The following is a 2,103-nucleotide window of genomic DNA, read 5'->3' as shown; positions in this document are numbered from 1 at the left end:
GCCTCATACCTCCTGCGGAGACGCTCCTCCGGCCTCACTGGCCCCGGCCCGAGTCAACAACGTCATGCCCTCCTACAACTAGCGGCGCACCGGGGGTCCCCCGCCACCGCCGGACACGGACGGGGCGGTGGCGGGGAACGGCCGGTCAGCGCTGCAGGTCCAGGTCCTCCTCCCGGAACTCGGTGCCGTAGCCGTCCGGGGCGGCGCCCGTCTGGGCGCGCTCGACCTCGGCCTTGCGCAGCTCCACGCGGCGGATTTTGCCCGAGATGGTCTTCGGCAGCTCGAGGAACTCGATGCGGCGGATGCGCTTGTACGGGGGCAGCTGGGTGAGCGTGAACTGCAGGATCGCCCGGGCGGTCTCCGCGGTGGGCTCGTGGCCCGGGGCGAGGGTGACGAAGGCCTTCGGCACGGCCAGGCGCAGCTCGTCCGGGGTGGGGACGATCGCGCCCTCCATCACGGCCGGGTGCTTGACCAGCACCGACTCCAGCTCGAACGGGGACACCTTGTAGTCCGAGGACTTGAAGACGTCGTCCGCGCGGCCCACATAGGTCAGCACGCCGTTCTCGTCGCGGCGGGCGATGTCGCCGGTGTGGAAGACGCCGTCGCGGAACACCTCGTCCGTCTTCTCCTGGTTGCCGTAGTAGGACTTCAGCAGGCCCACCGGACGCGGGTCCAGGCGCAGGCAGATCTCGCCCTCCTCGGCCTCCTGGCCCGTGAGCGGGTCGAGCAGGGTGACGTCCATGCCGGGCAGCGGGCGGCCCATCGAGCCGATGACGACCTTCTGGCCGGGGGTGTTCGCGACCTGCAGGGTGGTCTCGGTCATGCCGAAGCCGTCGCGGATCGTGGTGCCCCACGCCTTGTGCACCTGGTCGATCACCTCGGCGTTGAGCGGCTCGCCCGCGGAGATGGTCTTGGTCGGCGGGGTCGTCAGCTGCGCCAGGTCCGCCTTGATGAGCATGCGCCACACGGTGGGCGGGGCGCAGAAGCTCGTGACGCCGTAGCGCGCCATGTTGGCCATCAGGGCCGCGGGGTCGAACTTGCGCGCGTTGTGCACGAAGATCGTGGCCTCCGCGATCCACGGGGCGAAGAAGTTGGACCACGCGTGCTTGGCCCAGCCCGGGGAGGCCACGTTGAGGTGCACGTCGCCCGGCTCCAGGCCGATCCAGTAGAGCGTCGTGAGGTGGCCGACCGGGTACGAGGTGTGGGTGTGCTCCACGAGCTTCGGCTTCGAGGTGGTGCCCGAGGTGAAGTAGAAGAGCAGCGTCTCGTCCGCGGGGGTCGGCTCGGCCGGGGCCAGCTCGGTGGCGGCGTCGGCGGCGTCGTCGTAGGAGAGCACGGTGTGGCCGGCGACCTCCGGGGCGCGGCGCGCCGGGCCCTCCGCGAAGACGCCCGGCACGTGCACCAGGTGCAGGCCCTCGCCGACGCCGGCGAACTTGGCCAGGTCCTCGGCGCCGGCCACGGCCCACGCGGCGCCGGCGCGCGTCACGCGGTCCTCGAGGTCCCCGGAGGTCATCTGCGTGGTGGTGGGCACCATGACCACCCGCAGCTTGATGCAGGCGAGCATGAACTCCCACAGCTCCACCTGGTTGTTCAGCATGAGGATGAGGCGGTCGCCGCGGCGCAGGCCCTGCGCGGAGAGCCAGTTCGCCACCCGGTTGGAGGCCGCGGAGAGCTCGGCGAAGGTGCGCTCGGTGCTGCGCCCGTCGTCCTCGGCGATGATCAGCGCCGGCACGTCCGCGCGGGCCGGGTCCTGGGCCAGGCGGTCGAACCAGTCGAAGCCGAAGTTGAAGTGCTCGAAGCGGGGCCACTCGAACTCGGCGCGGGCGCGCTCGTCGTCGGTCTGGCACTCGACCAGCAGGTCGCGGGCCACGCGGAACACCTCCGTCGGCGACGGGGCGGCGACGGCGGTGGGGTCCTGGACGGTCATGGGTCCCTCCTCGGGATGGCTGCTGAACGGATCCTTGGCCGGGGGCCTGTGATCTGGAACACTACTGGCAGACCTGGATAGTAGGAAGTCCTACAGTCGGATTCGCGGCGAAACCGCCCGCCGTCGTCGGACCGCCCCCGAAGGAGAGCCATGACCGCCATCGCCGACCGCCCCGT

Annotated in this window: 1 protein-coding gene; it reads right to left on the bottom strand. The window is 71.1% G+C overall.

All coding sequences use genetic code 11. The features are described 5' to 3' along the window. Positions 1 to 145 precede the first annotated feature (145 nt). Positions 146 to 1,927: an AMP-binding protein gene (locus QL983_RS11080; RefSeq protein WP_216881979.1), complete on the bottom strand. Its 1,782-nt coding sequence runs from the start codon at positions 1,925 to 1,927 to the stop codon at positions 146 to 148. Positions 1,928 to 2,103 lie beyond the last annotated feature (176 nt).

This window comes from Micrococcus sp. APC 4021, assembly GCF_030407635.1.
Classification (GTDB): domain Bacteria; phylum Actinomycetota; class Actinomycetes; order Actinomycetales; family Micrococcaceae; genus Micrococcus; species Micrococcus luteus.
This window is presented reverse-complemented; position numbering and strand designations above follow the sequence as displayed.

Bases quoted from the DNA above. Each gene is read 5' to 3' on its own strand.
- QL983_RS11080 (WP_216881979.1), bottom strand. From the start codon at position 1,927: ATGACCGTCCAGGACCCCACCGCCGTCGCCGCCCCGTCGCCGACGGAG.